The organism is Corallincola platygyrae (genome assembly GCF_039544265.1).
Taxonomy (GTDB): domain Bacteria; phylum Pseudomonadota; class Gammaproteobacteria; order Enterobacterales; family Neiellaceae; genus Corallincola; species Corallincola platygyrae.
Window position 1 is genome coordinate 1 of sequence record NZ_BAABLI010000005.1, and the last position, 12,672, is coordinate 12,672.

At 48.7% G+C, this 12,672-nt stretch carries 15 protein-coding genes; 10 read left to right on the forward strand and 5 right to left on the reverse strand.

The features are described 5' to 3' along the window. Nucleotides 1–287: 287 nt before the first annotated feature. The 3 genes from ABEA14_RS02570 to ABEA14_RS02580 all read left to right on the forward strand — a co-directional run bounded on the left by ABEA14_RS02570 (nucleotide 288) and on the right by ABEA14_RS02580 (nucleotide 1,308). Nucleotides 288–623 (forward strand): hypothetical protein, encoded by a 336-nt coding sequence (locus ABEA14_RS02570; RefSeq protein WP_345338268.1) that lies wholly within the window; start codon nucleotides 288–290, stop codon nucleotides 621–623. A gap of 60 nt (nucleotides 624–683) precedes the next feature. Further along, nucleotides 684–911 carry a hypothetical protein gene (locus tag ABEA14_RS02575; RefSeq protein ID WP_345338269.1) on the forward strand — a complete coding sequence of 76 codons (228 nt, stop codon included), beginning with the start codon at nucleotides 684–686 and terminating at the stop codon, nucleotides 909–911. A gap of 64 nt (nucleotides 912–975) precedes the next feature. Next, nucleotides 976–1,308 carry a hypothetical protein gene (locus tag ABEA14_RS02580; RefSeq protein ID WP_345338270.1) on the forward strand — a complete coding sequence of 111 codons (333 nt, stop codon included), beginning with the start codon at nucleotides 976–978 and terminating at the stop codon, nucleotides 1,306–1,308. 213 nt (nucleotides 1,309–1,521) lie between these two features. Here ABEA14_RS02580 and ABEA14_RS02585 read toward each other — a convergent pair whose 3' ends face one another. Next, nucleotides 1,522–2,247: a hypothetical protein gene (locus tag ABEA14_RS02585; RefSeq protein WP_345338271.1), complete on the reverse strand. Its 726-nt coding sequence runs from the start codon at nucleotides 2,245–2,247 to the stop codon at nucleotides 1,522–1,524. Nucleotides 2,248–2,375: 128 nt separating this feature from the next. After that, nucleotides 2,376–3,917 (reverse strand): AbgT family transporter, encoded by a 1,542-nt coding sequence (locus ABEA14_RS02590; protein WP_345338272.1) that lies wholly within the window; start codon nucleotides 3,915–3,917, stop codon nucleotides 2,376–2,378. Nucleotides 3,918–4,284: 367 nt separating this feature from the next. On the opposite strand from ABEA14_RS02590, the gene ABEA14_RS02595 reads away from it, so the two are divergent. The 4 genes from ABEA14_RS02595 to ABEA14_RS02610 are packed head-to-tail and all read left to right on the forward strand — an operon-like array spanning nucleotide 4,285 to nucleotide 6,300. Beyond that, entirely contained in the window at nucleotides 4,285–4,980 is a 696-nt protein-coding gene (locus ABEA14_RS02595) for a YIP1 family protein (RefSeq protein ID WP_345338273.1), read from the forward strand. A 25-nt stretch (nucleotides 4,981–5,005) separates the two neighbouring features. Next, nucleotides 5,006–5,530 carry an RDD family protein gene (locus ABEA14_RS02600; protein WP_345338275.1) on the forward strand — a complete coding sequence of 175 codons (525 nt, stop codon included), beginning with the start codon at nucleotides 5,006–5,008 and terminating at the stop codon, nucleotides 5,528–5,530. 26 nt (nucleotides 5,531–5,556) lie between these two features. After that, the gene (locus ABEA14_RS02605) at nucleotides 5,557–5,967 is read left to right on the forward strand and encodes a hypothetical protein (protein ID WP_345338276.1); all 411 of its coding nucleotides are present in this window, start codon (nucleotides 5,557–5,559) and stop codon (nucleotides 5,965–5,967) included. Beyond that, a complete protein-coding gene (locus ABEA14_RS02610) occupies nucleotides 5,968–6,300 on the forward strand; it encodes a hypothetical protein (protein ID WP_345338277.1) in 333 nt (110 codons plus the stop codon). A gap of 32 nt (nucleotides 6,301–6,332) precedes the next feature. Here ABEA14_RS02610 and ABEA14_RS02615 read toward each other — a convergent pair. Further along, a protein-coding gene (locus ABEA14_RS02615; protein ID WP_377776180.1) for an IS3 family transposase occupies nucleotides 6,333–7,513 on the reverse strand; the annotation gives its coding sequence in 2 pieces (ribosomal slippage) (nucleotides 6,333–7,217 and nucleotides 7,220–7,513; 1,179 coding nt in all). A 150-nt stretch (nucleotides 7,514–7,663) separates the two neighbouring features. On the opposite strand from ABEA14_RS02615, the gene ABEA14_RS02620 reads away from it, so the two are divergent. Continuing rightward, nucleotides 7,664–8,005 (forward strand): hypothetical protein, encoded by a 342-nt coding sequence (locus ABEA14_RS02620; RefSeq protein WP_345338279.1) that lies wholly within the window; start codon nucleotides 7,664–7,666, stop codon nucleotides 8,003–8,005. An 80-nt stretch (nucleotides 8,006–8,085) separates the two neighbouring features. Here ABEA14_RS02620 and ABEA14_RS02625 read toward each other — a convergent pair whose 3' ends face one another. Next, the gene (locus ABEA14_RS02625; protein ID WP_345338280.1) at nucleotides 8,086–9,252 is read right to left on the reverse strand and encodes a PepSY-associated TM helix domain-containing protein; all 1,167 of its coding nucleotides are present in this window, start codon (nucleotides 9,250–9,252) and stop codon (nucleotides 8,086–8,088) included. 144 nt (nucleotides 9,253–9,396) lie between these two features. Continuing rightward, nucleotides 9,397–11,526: a TonB-dependent siderophore receptor gene (locus ABEA14_RS02630; protein ID WP_345338281.1), complete on the reverse strand. Its 2,130-nt coding sequence runs from the start codon at nucleotides 11,524–11,526 to the stop codon at nucleotides 9,397–9,399. Between the two features lie 252 nt (nucleotides 11,527–11,778). Between ABEA14_RS02630 and ABEA14_RS02635 the strand changes: the two genes are divergently transcribed. After that, nucleotides 11,779–12,081 (forward strand): hypothetical protein, encoded by a 303-nt coding sequence (locus tag ABEA14_RS02635; protein ID WP_345338282.1) that lies wholly within the window; start codon nucleotides 11,779–11,781, stop codon nucleotides 12,079–12,081. Further along, complete coding sequence (locus ABEA14_RS02640; RefSeq protein WP_345338283.1) at nucleotides 12,074–12,577, forward strand: L,D-transpeptidase family protein; 504 nt, start codon at nucleotides 12,074–12,076, stop codon at nucleotides 12,575–12,577. Before ABEA14_RS02635 ends, ABEA14_RS02640 begins: the two co-directional genes overlap by 8 nt. Nucleotides 12,578–12,672 lie beyond the last annotated feature (95 nt).

Genomic DNA, 12,672 nt, shown 5'->3' on the forward strand with positions numbered 1-12,672 from the left:
TAGGAGTTAGTTAAAGCAGAAAAGCACCCTTATAGGGTGCCCAAAAGCAAAGCCACCTGCTATGCAGGTGGATTATTTACTTTCTGTTAGTGAGTCAAATTGGTTGGTTAGGAGTCGTTTTAACGCCATGTGATCACCCGCTCAGATGTGATTAATACCATAGATTAGTATCGGTTTTTGTTCGAATAATCCTGCAGTAACGCATGGAAGAGTGAGGTTTAAGCTTGGTCTATTTAAAGCTGTTGGGATTGATATTGCTGCTCTTCACCACGAGTGCGAATGCAATAATGCCGAGGTCATTCGACATTGATGACTTCTTCCACGATGGCAAATTAATTGCCACGGGCGTTGTTATTGATGGTGAAGCTATCTTTGCCGATGATGCATTTGCTCCTTGCGGTGTCACCTTTACTGTTCGGATAGAGGAGCAGATATTGGGGGCAAAAAAGGGAGAGCTAGTTAAGGTTCATCACCTTCCGGAATCACGTTACCCGTCACTGGCTGTGGGCAGTCGCTACTTCTTCTATGCTGAAGACCGCTCTACACATCAGTTTATGGTTATGGGCGATGAGATAGATATTCCACTTGAAGATAATCGTCCGGAAAAGTGTCACGCCAAATAAACTCAGCTTTATATCTATCGAGAGTTTACCCAGAAGATCGAAAGTGACGGAAACTATTCATTGATTGGGAATATGTTGCTCAATGGTCACTCCAGCCTTCATCAGATCAAGCAGACCTCCGATTTACCTCATATCTACATAGGTTGGAATGAGGGACAGTTTGGTTACTACCTGGAAAGCAGGGAGCATCGTATCCAAGCGCTAAAACAGGGGCGGGACACTCGAGGTGGCGCTCTGCTACTAGAACCAGTTATTGAGCTTTTTAGACTGGCATCAGCGAAAGAATAGTCAAGCTACCAATAGAGCGAAACGTACCTAATAAATTTTCCAATAAGAAAAACGAGTGTTGATTATGAAAAAAGTAGTTTGGTTCTCTTTATTGTTACTTCTGTTATCCGGCTGTGCGACTAAGCCTTCTGTAGATATTCAGGGCAAGACGCTTGCTAATGGAACTCTGGTTAACGATACCGTAAACATGCTGTCTTTATATAGCAGTGCGATGGGGTGTGACAGCATTGAAAATATCACCTCTAAAGTCGTAAACGAGCCTTCGGGTGAAATAGGTAACATGTCTTGGAGAGAGCAGTGGGATGTCACCGGGTGTGGGCAAACCAGCCTTTACTCGATCTTGTATCAGGAAGATGGTGCTGGCGGTACTTTCTTTTCTGTAAGCAAAGATTCATAGCGGCATCTTTAAACGTCTGTTGGACTCAAAAAAACAATTCAGTTTGCATGCCTCTGGGCGGAGACCGATACTTGGTCTCTGCCATTTAACCCATGCTATCTATTTCAACAATGGATAGCCGTGAAGATGTGATAGGCCGCATGAGCGGCAGCAAATAGCTATCGATAAAAAAGTGATCAGAAATAAATTTAGAACTTCATAAAACTTTGACTGTTAGCCCTTCTTCATCAACTCTGCAAAACGCGTGGAGGCGAAGTTCAGCCCTGAACTACCACCACCTAACAACCCCCCTGTTATCAGCACATCGGCAAAGCGAAGAAATATTTCCTGGGTATTGTTCAGGCCCTGAATATCAGCCAGTACATCCCCCAGAATACTTAAGCCTAAAAACGCCAGAACAATACCGGAGATAAACACAAAGAAGGTGATATCTCGGTTACACAGAGACTGATGCCTAGCCTTGGCAAACTCGTAGCTGTGTTTCAGGCACAGTAATACTGCGCGGTACTCTTCAGCTGAGGCGCCATCTTTGACTTTGGGTAATAGGTCCAGCATCTGACTATCCAGCACACCTCTGGCAACGCGGATCTCACGGCCATAAACCATGCTCAGTACATCGACTGGCTGTTCGGCGTTATCCAACGTCTCCTTGATGCGGGAGATGCGAAGTGACCAGTCAACGGCCTTACGGTTGCGATAATTACTGACAAACACGGCTGCTGCACGTTCGATCGCCAGCGCTAAAAACAGGTACTTAAGGAAGATATCGCCGCCACTTTCTACCAGGTGCTCATTGACGACCAGTAGTTTGAGATCGCCAAATCCCCAAACACCAGCCGCAACAAAGCCGATGAAAATCAGGCCGCCTGCGAGATAAAGTCGCCAGGCATTATCTGAACTGCCGCTAGGTAAGCTGTTTTTGTTTGTATCGTCTGACATAGGTTTGCCTCCTACGCCTTAAAAGGGGATGCCTGTTTCAGATGTTCACAGGCTGATAGTAAGTTTAGAAGCTGGCGCCAGGATTTGCCTGACGCCATTGTTTTTTGGAGGGTTTATCCGGCAATAGTTTATCCAGCAGGTGTGTACAAGTAACTGGATTGAATGCCGAGTGGAATGCCCAGACCCCAGTAGATCAACAGGAAGATACTCCACAGCACAATAATGCTGATACTGAATGGCAGCATCAGCGACAGCACCGTACCGATACCGGTAGATTTCACATAGCGCTGGCAATAGACCACCACTAATGGAAAGTAGGGCATCAGCGGGGTAATGATGTTGGTAGATGAGTCACCGATACGGTAAGCGATCTGGGTCAGGTCGGGCGAGATATCCAGCTGCATCAGCATGGGGACAAAGATGGGACCCAGCAGCGCCCACTTAGCCGAACTGGAGCCAACAAACAGATTTACAAAACCTGTCAGCAGAATAATGCCAATCACAGTGACCATGGTCGGCAGTGAAAGGGCTTTCAGCACTTCAGCCCCCTCAATTGCCATCAATGCACCCAGGTTAGATTTACCAAAGGCGTCAATAAACAGCGCACAGAAGAATGCCATCACGATGTAGTAGCTCATGCCATGCATCGCTTTGGTCATGCTGTTAATCATATCCTTGGTGCTTTGATAGGTGCCGGACAAGTAGCCGTAAACCGCACCGGGCAACAAGAACAGCAGAAAGATCAAAGGCACGATCGATTGCATAATTGGCGCTTTGAACGATGTTAGTTTGCCTTGCACATCACGCAGCGGGCTGGATTCTGGTACCAATATCGCCACCAGAATAATCACGCCTATCAGCATGGTCAGGCTGGCCCAGCGCAAAGCGCGGCTCTGCTCGGCAGTCAGTTCGGCAAATTTGGGGATATCGTTCGGATCGCCATCCACTTCAACATCTTTCAATCTGGGTTCAATCACTTTGTCTGTCAGATACCAGGCGATAGCTATAATCAGTAGCGAGGACGCCGAGTTAAAGAACCAGTTGTTCAGTGGGTTTACTTGAATCTCAGGGTCAATGATCTGCGCGGCAGTTTGGGTAAAACTCTGCAGTAAGGGGTCGATGGCAGAGGGAATAAAGTTGGCGCAGAAGCCGCCACTGACCCCAGCAAATGCCGCGGCAATACCGGCTAATGGATGTCGCCCCATGGCGTAGAAGATCACCCCAGCCAGAGGTATCACCAGTACATATCCTGCATCAGTGGCTGTATGGGAAACAATGGCCACCAGCACCACCATGGGGGTCAGCAAGCTATTGGGCGTTGAATCCAACATTCGCTTTAAGCCGGCACTGATAAAACCAGAGTGTTCGGCGACACCGACACCCAACATGGCCACCAATACCACACCCAGCGGTGCAAAACCGGTAAAGATAGTTACCATGCGGCTTAAGAAGCTTGCCAGTGAATCTCCCGTCAGCAGATTGTTCACCACGATCGCGTCACCCGTACGGGGATCGATCGCTTCAAAACTGACTTGGGAGAAAATGGCCGACGCCACCCATACGATCGCCAGACAGACTAAAAAGATAATGGCCGGATCAGGCAGCTTATTTCCAACTACCTCGATCTTATCTAACGCCCGGGTAGTCCAGGTACTTGAAGCGTTATCCATGCATATAGCTCCGAGACAAAGAGTAAATATCAACTGACACAGCTACTAAGTGTAGAAGCTAAATCTATTAGTTATGAGTGAGTTAGGCATGGATGTGCGAAAGTGAGTGATTGGCCCAGTTCATAAAACTAATCTAAATCAGTATCTGTTGATGGTTAAGCGGGGTATATTTATTGCTCATCGCCGAAAGGAAGTGGCGAGCATTCCAAGAGACTCTCATTCCTTTCTCGTCTGACTAATTGTCAGCGCAGTACGAGACTGTGCCTTTTGCTGCTAGCTCCGGTCTTGCATGATTTTAAACACAGTCATCAAGTAGGTCTCAGCAGGATGGCCTGGGTTATCTGTGCGCTTAAAAAAGGAGTTTGTAATGAGCGAAAACACCACTGAGGTCATAGCGAGCGAAGAGGTCGAGGCATCGACAGGTTTTGCTTACCTGTTTCAGAATATTCACAGACTATTCTTCCAACCAAGTAAGTTCTTCAGCGATATTCAGCGGCTGCAGAGCACTGGTCTGATTTACGTTTCTCTGCTGTTTTTCGGCATGTCAAACATCATCAGTAGAGTCGATTCACAGCTGATCAAATCCGACCTTGGAGCAGCAAGCAACTCTAATGATTTCATGCTTTCAATAGCCTCTGAAGGTTGGTTTAAGTTTTGGGCTTTGGTCACTGTGCTCGGTGCTATATCGGGTTTCTTCACATGGTTAATCGGTGGTTGGTTTTTTAACCTTCGATTGTCATGGAGCGGCGCGAAGGAGTTCGAAAAAGAGGATGGCAGAACGGTTTTCCTATTTTCGAACATGGTCGAGTTTCTACCTCATATTATTTCTGTCGTCATATTTACTCTTGTCTATTCAGACTATTTCACTTATTTCAAAGCCGATGAGCTTTGGTCAGCAATACTTTTCATCTTTCCGTTTTGGTCTGTTGTTGTGTGCTACAAGGGGATACGAGCCAACTTCGATGTGGTGCGCTGGCGGGCTATGATTTGGTTTGTTGTGTTGCCGTTGGTTATCTATCTATTGATCTACGCTGGCCTCGTACTGGCTTACCTGTTCAGTTAGTCAACGCGGATAGGAGTAAATCAGTATGGCGCGAACGGAACCAACATTGCAGCTTGAACAGGTAGGACAGGTAGATCCCCCATCAAAGCCAGAAGAGCCATTATCTGAACAGCAGCCTGAGAACTCAGTGACCTGGGTTTTTGCCAGCGCGACGGCTCGGATCTGGGGTCATACCATAGATGGCCTGTTGACTATGCTGCTGTTTATCACACTGTTATCCCTGTCCAAGTTGGTTGAAGGTGGCTCAGACTATGCCGACTGGGTCGTTATCGGCATACCTATGGCCTACTACCTATTTTGTGACGCCTTGCCACAAGGACAGAGTTTGGGAAAGAAAGTGTTCAACATCTCAGTGGTGAGTGAGAACGGTGGACACTACTGCTCGCTAACACAGTCATTTCTGAGAAACCTTATCGTGCCATTTCTCGGCGTATTTGATGCCGTCTTTATCTTATCTAAAAAGCGTAAACGCCTGGGTGATTACCTGGCACAGACGGTGGTGATCAAGAAAGCAGCTAAAGGGAAAATTGGAGTTAACTCTTCACGATAGGAATTATTGAATAAGGGATGATTAAAATGATTCGCGTCGCTTTGTTTTATATATGTCTCTCGCTGGTGGTTGGGTGCGCCTCTAGGTCGGTCTATGTCCCCCCTGAATCCAGCCAACACCCTCTGACATCGCTGGATCCTGAGTATGGCCTGACGCCACAAAAGCCAGTAAAGCTGGGTGGTTTTATGTTGGGAACCGAGTATGAAGGGCGTCACAAAGAGTATTTTGAAGGTTTATTGGGGCCAAACGGTGAACGTGTGCAATGGCGTAGATTAGGCAGCTGTTGTGCATTTAAGGATAGTTCGCTCGCTTTTGGAGGTGGTTTACTGGATGTCTATGAGCTGAGTTATGAAGGCTTGGCTGAGCCTATTCATCTCTATGTGAACCTTTATTATTTCGAAAAGCCGATGGCACCCGTTGGGTTTACGTTGGAGTAAATGGCAGCTGTGAGTAGGGCGTTGAGGAATAAACAGTACATATCAGCTGAGCGAGTAGGCAACGGCACAGCCCTATTTGTGGGGCTATCGATAGTGGGTCTATTTCTGATACTGATTATCTATCATGTGACTTTCAGTATTCTTGGCGCAGAGCCCGGCACCAACGTGTCACGTTGGTGGATGGGTGTCTTTATCGTGTTGTTATCGTTTTGGCTGCACTGCGACAAGCGGGGCCAATACCGTTTTCCAACAGCGGGGTCGGTTTTGCTTTGGATGTGGCCATATACCTTGCCAGTTTATTTGTTCAGAACGCGTGGTGCGAAAGGCATCTGATGTTCACCCGATAAAATAGACACCCTTCTCATCTACCGCGTCACTGCTTCGTATTCGATTGGACTCATGTAATTTAAGCTCGAGTGCAATCTTATTCTGTTATAAAAATGCTGGATGTAGCCAGCGACTTTGTCACGTAAATCACACTCACTTTTAAACAGTACACCTTTAACCAGTTCACCTTTGAGCGAGTGGAAGAATGACTCCATTTCTGCATTATCCGTACAGTATCCCGGCCTGTTCATGCTAGGCCGTATTCCGTGCTTCTTCAGTTCTTGTTGGATCTCTGCTGCACCGTATTCAGAGCCTCGGTCAGTATGGAAGATTAAACCCGCCTCTGGCCTTCGGTTGCGTATCGCCATTCGCAACGATGACAGTGTCAGTGCAGCGGATTTCTCAGCCCCAAGTGACCAACCCACCACTCGCCTGGAGTAAAGGTCGATAACAACAGCCAGGTAAAGCCAGCGTTGCCCCTGCCTGACGTAAGTCAGATCCGCCGCCCAATGCTCATTACTCTTTGTCGGCTTTGGCAGCTCTCTGCGTATATTTGGATGTCGAAGAAAGAAGCGGTGTAATCCAGCAAAGCGTCGGTATACCCTTGCACAACGCGCCCTAAGCCCATTTTCACGCATCAATCGGGCTACTCGCTTGCGGCTGGTAGAAATACCCTCTCGCTTAAGCGCCGCATGTATTCTCGGGCTTCCGTAAACTCCTCGGTTAGTTTCAAAGAGCTGCTTGATTCGGTGCTCCAGTACGCGGTCAACTAGGTAACGATGACTGACATCTCGTTGCTTCCATGCGTAATAGCCCGCGCGCGATACATTGAGAAAGCGACACATAAGGGCGATTGGATACCGCCTCCGATAGGTGTCTATGAATCGGAACCTCGTCGGTTTTCTTCCGCTTCGAATCGTTGCCACTTTTTTAGCAGGTCGTTCTCCAGCCTGAGTCTGGCATTCTCTTTTTCGAGTGCAGCGATACGTTCGTTTTCACTGACTGAAGCTGGCTTCTTGATAAGCTTTTTACGACGATCGGACATGATTTTCCCTTCCCGATATTCCTTTCTCCAGCGGGACAACATGAAAGGATGAATACCCAATGACTCAGCAACTCCCTTCACTGTAGCGCCTTTATAGTGAGTCAGTTTGACTGCTGTCGCTTTAAATTCTGTCGTGTATTGCTTCGTCTTCTTTGCGTTCTTGTAGGCTGGCATAAACACCTCCGTCTTGTTTGACTTTGGTGTCTACTGAATCGGATCAACTACAATCGCCCTCTATGTTGGATTGTTATTGCTGATGATCATGCCAGCTATTACAGGGGATACCACAGCGCTTTGGCTCAACCAATAGGACGCTCGAAGGACATGGAAAAGAAGTTAACAGGGAACCAGACGACCGATTATTTTATCTTTATGAGTGTCGCCGTTCTTTTTACGGGTTATGCCTTAGTCGGCGCTTTGGATGGCGCGTTCTTACTCTATTTTTGTGGCAGATTCGAATGTGTCAGCGGTAGAGCGGAAGGAATATTTGCCTGGGCATTGTTTGTCGTGTCCCTGTTGCCATCGGCATACCTGACCTTGGTTTGGAGCGGGCTGAAATTTCGAAATCGATTGGCAGAGCTTAGAAAGTATCAAACAGATGTCATTATCTGGAGCGTGATAAGTTTCGGTGTGCCTTTGGCCGCGGTTGTTCTGCAGAACAGATAAGTATCGAGTGCCAGTGTTTCTTGCTAGTAACTGTATTCAGTTTTAAGAAAAGCCGCCCAAGGGCGGCTTTTTCGTTTCTATCAAACTGACTCCAATACTGCTTTTTTCTTTTCTCTGACGCGCTTTGGTTTTGCGCGCTTTTCTTTCACGCGTTTAGGCTTCACGCGCTTTGGTTTTGCCGTATAGCGCCTGCGCATCAGGTACAACGTGAGTCCGGTAATGGCCAGTATCACAGGTGCCAGCCCCAACACGCACCAAAGGACTCGGGTGATTAGTCCGCCAAAGTAGCCGAAATGCAGTTTGCGAAAACTATCAACAAACACATGTAAGTTACTAGCTTCACGTATGTCGGTTTTGCTAAGAAGCTCGCCACTGTTCTTATCGAACGCCACGGTGCTGCCATATTCGCTGTTAAAGGGGTTAGTACTGTCGACTTTGCCGTAGAAGGTGATATCTCGATCGGGTTCGTGTGGCATGGCCAGGTAACCCGCTTTGTAGCTTGGGATCTCCTGCTCAGCCCGCAGCATCAAAGCTTCAAATGAGATGTCCGGGCTATGCAGCGGCGCTTGAATATAGACGTGTTCATCACCCCCATGCTCAGTGACTTCGTGGATGATGCCCATCAGGGTCCAGTAGCCGCCGGTAAAGGCGATGATGATCATCACAGGTGAGCTCAGGATACCGATAAATTTATGAATATCGCTGTAGAGAATGCGCTTTGCTGCTTTGAACCTGAGAGTAAACAACTTCGCCCAAAATCGCCGATAGAGAATGATGCCGCTGATCCCGAGAAACAGCATAATCACTGAAGCGATAAGGGCGACTGTTGCTCCTTTCAGGTGGAGCAGGAAGGTGTAATGCAGTTCCAGTAACCAGTCTGTCAGGTAATGGTCCATGGGTTGTGGCTGGGATAGCAGGTGACCACGGTATTGGTCGATATAAACCTTGAACCACTCATCTGTGTTTCGTTTGATCAGATACCCCGCATCGGAACGCTGTTTGTCATCGAAGATCTCCCAGCCACCCAATTCGTAGTCAGGGTTAGCGTTGAGCGTGGTTTGCATCAGCGCATCCAGGCTGACGCGTGGTGTGTCTGGTGCGGTATCGACCCGCATATGCTCAGGTCTGAGTAAAGAGTCTATTTCGACCTTAAACACCAGAATACTGCCGGTTACCGAGATAACAATAATCGGTAGCAGGGCGATCAGGGCTGCATAGGAGTGCCATTTAAACAGGGTCTTTCTCATGGTGCTATCTCGGATTGTTAGTGCTGTTTTTACCTATCGGACCCACCTCGGGTGGTCCAGATACGACTAAGGCACTGACCCGCTCACGCCTGTCAGTGCCATTGTTTATTGCTTTTCTTTCCGGTTAGAACGCCCAGCCAAGTACTAGAACGCCCAACTCAGTGTTGCGCTGTAGTTTGCCGGGGCACCGTAGTAGCCCTGTGCCCAGTAAAGGCTGGTCAGATATTTTTCATCGGTGACGTTGTAGGCGTTAACACTCAGACTGACGTCTTCGTTGAACTCATATCTCGCCATAAGATCGACAATGGCGTAGGCATCTTGCTCAGTGACAATCTCTTCTCCGGCATTATCAAAGTCATCGCCAACAACGCCCTGTACCCGCGAAATATCATCTTGCCAGCGCATATTCATGCCCGTAGTCAGGCCTTCCAAGAATGGAACCTCATACACGGCAGACAGCTTCAACATACGGCTGGGGGTGTAGGCGGCTACCTGGTCATCCCCATTGATATCGAAATCTGTGTAGCCGATGCTGACGTTCAGGCCTTCGTAGATCTCGCCCGCGATATCCAGCTCATAACCATCACTGCTGATACCGTCAGCCCCTATGTAACGCTGTTGATCCGGCGGCAGGTTTTCAGTGCTTGGGTCGAGGATCGCCAGGTTTTTCTGCTGCACATCAAAGTAGGCCACGCTGGCGAGTAATCGACCATCAAACAGCTCGGCTTTTAGGCCGATTTCAGCACTTTCGCCGGTGACCGGATCCAGTGTTTCGTTGTCGATGTTCAGCTCAGTTTGTGACTGGAAGGTCTCGGTATAGCTGGCGTAGGCAACAACTTCTGGTACAACCCGATAAACCACACCTAAATACGGAATAAACTCGGCATCGCCAGTATCGCGGACCACGCCGTAAGACTCGCCATCCACATCCCAGTCGTTGTAGCGGCCGCCGACAATGGCGTGGAAGCCATCAAACAGGTTAAAGCGCCCGGTGACGTACGCAGCCTTCTGCTCCTGGGTGACGTCTCCGCCTGTTTCACCATCCGCAAATACCGGTTTAGGCGTGTTGCCATCCCATTCATGTAGATCTGGCATCGGAGGGAATCCCGCACCTGTGGTGTAGTCGTATAGTGACCTGTCTGTGTAATCCAGTTTGGCGTAGTTCACCCCGGCGACCAGTTGGTGGTCGCGACCGAACATCTCGATATCACCCCTTAGGTAAAGGTCGAACAGGTGGTGCTCATCGTCATGCACATATTGGCTGCCATACCCTGTCAGGCCTAGGCCAGTCTCTCTATCTGGTGTACCAAACACATAGAAAAGTTCGCTGTCCTCATCGGTGTCTTTGTATGAGTAGGTGGAACGGATCTGCCAGTTTTCACTAAGCTGATGATCCAACTCGACAACCGTGTTGTTGCGAATGACCTGCCAGTTAGACCAGTCCGCAGAAGTGCTGGTTGAACGGCCGTAGTCAGTGGGGGAACCGTCGGTGTAGTAGAGGGGCAGGGCGCCCCAGAGATTACCTTCAGCATCGTTATTGCTATAGCTATGGCTGAGTGTCACCGTGGTGTACTCGGTTAGATGGCCTTCCAAAAAGATGTAAACCACCTGTTTGTCGGTTTCATAGCGGTCGAGATAACTCTCCTTGCTTTCGGTCAGAACCACAGCGCGGGCGGCAAAGTTTTCGTTGAAGTGTTTGGTGCCATCCAATTCCAGGCGGCCACTGTTCCTGCTGCCATAGGTGCCATTGACGACCAACTGGTCATCAGCGGTAGGGCGCTTACGAATAAAGTTGATGGTGGCGGACGGGTTACCGACGCCCGTCATCAAACCATTGGCACCGCGGATAACTTCGATACGGTCATAGATGGCGGTGTCTTCGCCAGCGTGCGCGTTACCTGAGGCCAGCGGTAATCCGACGCCGTCGATCTGGAAGTTAGTGACGTCAAACCCGCGTGCGGTGTAGTAGGTGCGGTCGGTTTCGATGCGCTCAACATTGATACCCGTGGCCGTGTCTAATGCGGCATTAATGTCGGTCAGTTGGAAGTCTTGCAGTTGCTGGTTCGTGATCACCGAAACTGACTGCGGGATCTCCGCAATCGGCAGCTCCAGCTTAGAAGCACCGCTGGCAGAGTGCGCGTTGTAGCCCTGGATATAACTGCCTTTGACTTCAATGCGTTCAACATCTGCCTCATCAACGGCATCTTCTGCGTGTGTGAGCGGTGTAAAGCCTATCGCCACAGAAATAGCGATGGCCAAGGAGTGCTTCTTCATGATCAAAATCCCTTAATGCGAGAGCCAAAACCGCGGGTGCTGATAGCGATCAGAAAAGGGCTTTCTGTCCCGTGGTTAAATGTGTGTTGTTATTTTCGGCGGCAATACTATGATCATGTAATGCGAATGTAAATGAGATCCATTCGTATTAACGTATTTTCTTCATCAAGATTTCCTAATCGCCGTGATGGCGTGCAATTCGTGACAAAGCAGGTTAGCTTTTAATGATTAAATGTCGCGGAGGAAAGAAGGATGCCTGAAAACGCTGAATCAAAAAGAAAACAGGCAGTGCAGGTGGTGGCAAAGGTCGTTCTTAATGCGACTATTTTAGCAACCTTACTCGCCGCTATTCCGACCTTTATCGACTGGAAAACAAACCCCGGCGGTATCTTTCAAACGGAAATAGGCACCCAATGGACGCCGGTGTTTGAAACCTGGTTTAGCTGGGCCTGGCCGTTCTTCTTTGCATTCTTGCCTATCACACTATTTATGCTGGACTGGCGTACTGAAAAACCAAATAAAGACCATGGCATGGGGCCGGATGAGTATGAGTAAAAAACTACTCTGGCCGCTGCTTGCTTTGGCAGTGGTGACCACTTTACTCACCTTTGATGTCTTGGCCGCTAAAGCTGACCACGTTGTGGTGGTTAAATCTAAGCGCGAGATGACTCTCTACCAGGGGGATAACCCGCTAAAAACCTACCATATTGCGCTGGGTGGAAACCCCAAGGGACATAAACAGCAGGAAGGCGACCAACGCACGCCTGAAGGTACTTACACGCTGGATTACGTTAAGGAAGATTCCGCGTTCTATCGGTCCATGCATGTGAGCTACCCCAACGCAGAAGACAAGGCCAACGCAAAAGCTAAAGGCGTCTCGCCGGGCGGCTTTATCATGGTGCATGGTCAGCGTAACTGGTTGGGATGGTTAGCCCCCATTGCGCAGCGCTTTAACTGGACCAATGGCTGTGTTGCTATTACCAACGACGAGATGGATGAATTCCTGTCGCTGGTACCCGTAGGCACACCGATTACGATCCGTTGGCAGTAATCTGGCAGCGCAGATTTGTCGCGGTCAGAATCCATTTGTTTATTAGCGCAAAGTGTAATAGCGTCTGGATAATGTAACCGTCTCCCCGTGAGGGC

Coding starts and splice junctions, on each gene's coding strand:
- ABEA14_RS02600 (WP_345338275.1), top strand. CDS start 5,006: ATGGCGCGAACGGAACCAACATTGCAGCTTGAACAGGTAGGACAGGTA.
- ABEA14_RS02620 (WP_345338279.1), top strand. CDS start 7,664: ATGGAAAAGAAGTTAACAGGGAACCAGACGACCGATTATTTTATCTTT.
- ABEA14_RS02590 (WP_345338272.1), bottom strand. CDS start 3,917: ATGGATAACGCTTCAAGTACCTGGACTACCCGGGCGTTAGATAAGATC.
- ABEA14_RS02595 (WP_345338273.1), top strand. CDS start 4,285: ATGAGCGAAAACACCACTGAGGTCATAGCGAGCGAAGAGGTCGAGGCA.
- ABEA14_RS02580 (WP_345338270.1), top strand. CDS start 976: ATGAAAAAAGTAGTTTGGTTCTCTTTATTGTTACTTCTGTTATCCGGC.
- ABEA14_RS02630 (WP_345338281.1), bottom strand. CDS start 11,526: ATGAAGAAGCACTCCTTGGCCATCGCTATTTCTGTGGCGATAGGCTTT.
- ABEA14_RS02610 (WP_345338277.1), top strand. CDS start 5,968: ATGGCAGCTGTGAGTAGGGCGTTGAGGAATAAACAGTACATATCAGCT.
- ABEA14_RS02635 (WP_345338282.1), top strand. CDS start 11,779: ATGCCTGAAAACGCTGAATCAAAAAGAAAACAGGCAGTGCAGGTGGTG.
- ABEA14_RS02585 (WP_345338271.1), bottom strand. CDS start 2,247: ATGTCAGACGATACAAACAAAAACAGCTTACCTAGCGGCAGTTCAGAT.
- ABEA14_RS02570 (WP_345338268.1), top strand. CDS start 288: ATGCCGAGGTCATTCGACATTGATGACTTCTTCCACGATGGCAAATTA.
- ABEA14_RS02625 (WP_345338280.1), bottom strand. CDS start 9,252: ATGAGAAAGACCCTGTTTAAATGGCACTCCTATGCAGCCCTGATCGCC.
- ABEA14_RS02605 (WP_345338276.1), top strand. CDS start 5,557: ATGATTCGCGTCGCTTTGTTTTATATATGTCTCTCGCTGGTGGTTGGG.
- ABEA14_RS02640 (WP_345338283.1), top strand. CDS start 12,074: ATGAGTAAAAAACTACTCTGGCCGCTGCTTGCTTTGGCAGTGGTGACC.